Consider the following 1,874-nt stretch of genomic DNA (forward strand, 5'->3'; position numbering starts at 1 on the left):
GGATTCAGCGGACGCTTACGTACGAAGTAATTCATTTCGCTCTAGCGAGCTGGTCTTTTTATCTTTCCATGGCTTCGCATTTTTTCTAGGAGGAATCACCGCATGTGCATCTCGATCTGAAATGACTTGTCGGCAAAGCTTTGTGTCATACGCGCCATCGGTATAGACCGAATCAATTCGTTCACCTAAAGGAATTTGAGTAAGTAAATCTTCGAGTACTTGTGAGTCGCTGACATTATTTGTAGTGAGCTGTACAGCACGTACTTGCAGGATTTTAGCATCTATAGCAATATGAAGCTTACGCCATTGGCGACGATATTCAGCCCCAGGTTTCTTACACTTCCATTCACCTTCACCTAGAAACTTCAAACCAGTAGAGTCCACGAGTAGATGGAGACCATCGCTACTTTGCTACTTTTTTGATAGCTAATCGCAATATCAATATACTTTTGCCTTCTGCATATAGTTGAATAATCCGGTGCTGTCCAATTTAATCCACACAGTTTAATCAGACTTTGCACAAAGCCAGTGACCATACGTAAAGACAAACGGAATAGAGATTTAATCATTAAGCAGCATTGGATAGCTGCGTCGGAGTAGGTTTGATTTCTTCCGTGTTTACCCTGTTGTTGAGCATACCGTTGAGTAGATGGATCAAACCAAATGGAAATATTTCCACGATTTATTAGAGCACGGTTATATGAGGACCAATTGGTTGTACGATAGATTTTTGGAGCAGGCTTATTCATTTTGAAATGATATTACTAAATAAGCGTCTAAGGCTAGGTTTGTGCAACAAAGCCATACCAAACTCGCAATGTCTCAGCAGTACAACCGATCTTCGGCGCAATAGCAGTGATTGCAGCCCAATTTGATGGATAATCTTTTTCGGATTCAAGAACAAGTTGAACCGCTCTTTCTCTGATTTCAGGGGTATATTTTACTTTTTTCATCGGGACATTCTCTCAAGAAAGTTGGTCTCCGACAAACCCGGTACGGTTCACTTATTGAAGTGATGTTTTTTTAGAATATATATTGATTGAAGTCTAGGGAATGAAGATATTTCTGAATGCATTATTCAACAGAGGTAATTTTATCTGGAGTCATGAGTGCTTGGTTAATGTATAGTTTTATTAATCTTTCACGTGAGCCTATGGCTTTTTGATAATGGCTTGAATTCAATAATAATGAAGCACCGTAAGTGACGGTCCAAATATAAGACAAATAATCACGAATTGACATTGCGCTTTCTAAAGCCTGTAAATAAGCACTGGTCATGTCTTTAATTTTAATGATTCGTTCTTCTCTCACCTGATAGAGTACTTCAAACAAGTCTTTTAATTTGCGTTCATTGTCGGTTAACTTTTCTTCAATGACATGCAGTAAAATGGTTCTGTTTGAGTTGAGCATATTATAGAGCATATATTGAGAAACATAAGTTTTCATGTCATGGTTATATTTCTTTGAAATCTCTAATAAGCGCTGTTCATTTAAAATAATGAGTTCTAAATACAGCTGATTTTTACTTTTGAAATGTTTATAAATAGTCCCTTTCGCAATATCTAATTCTAATGCAAGTTCACCTAAGGTGATGTCTTGGTTGTTTTCTAACAATAGAATTTCAGCCATCGCTAAAATTTTCTCTTTACGTAATAGAAAATTTTGTTGGCGTATTGAACTCATAATTTTTGTTCCATAAACATCAAAACTGCATCATCAATCTAACTGATTTAAATGGAATTTCCTATCCTACTATTGTATATAGGACTTACGCATTGACGGATTCAAAAAAGTATTAAAATACTTTATAAAACGCCAATCTCAACTTTAAATAAGCTTTTCAAATTGAATCAGCGAATAACCACATTTTTTAT

At 36.1% G+C, this 1,874-nt stretch carries 1 protein-coding gene and 2 pseudogenes; all 3 read right to left on the reverse strand.

Annotated elements, in window-relative coordinates; all coding sequences use genetic code 11:
• Nucleotides 1-18: 18 nt before the first annotated feature.
• Nucleotides 19-749: pseudogene (locus tag GW12_RS04740) on the reverse strand (IS5 family transposase); the annotation flags it as partial.
• Nucleotides 750-803: 54 nt separating this feature from the next.
• Nucleotides 804-953: pseudogene (locus GW12_RS15590) on the reverse strand (IS3 family transposase); the annotation flags it as partial.
• 121 nt (nt 954-1,074) lie between these two features.
• Nucleotides 1,075-1,683: a TetR/AcrR family transcriptional regulator gene (locus tag GW12_RS04750; protein WP_034584187.1), complete on the reverse strand. Its 609-nt coding sequence runs from the start codon at nt 1,681-1,683 to the stop codon at nt 1,075-1,077.
• Nucleotides 1,684-1,874: the final 191 nt, after the last annotated feature.

Source organism: Acinetobacter sp. HR7 (assembly GCF_000773685.1).
In the GTDB taxonomy this organism is placed as follows: Bacteria; Pseudomonadota; Gammaproteobacteria; order Pseudomonadales; family Moraxellaceae; genus Acinetobacter; species Acinetobacter thermotolerans.

Coding starts and splice junctions, on each gene's coding strand:
- GW12_RS04750 (WP_034584187.1), bottom strand. CDS start 1,683: ATGAGTTCAATACGCCAACAAAATTTTCTATTACGTAAAGAGAAAATT.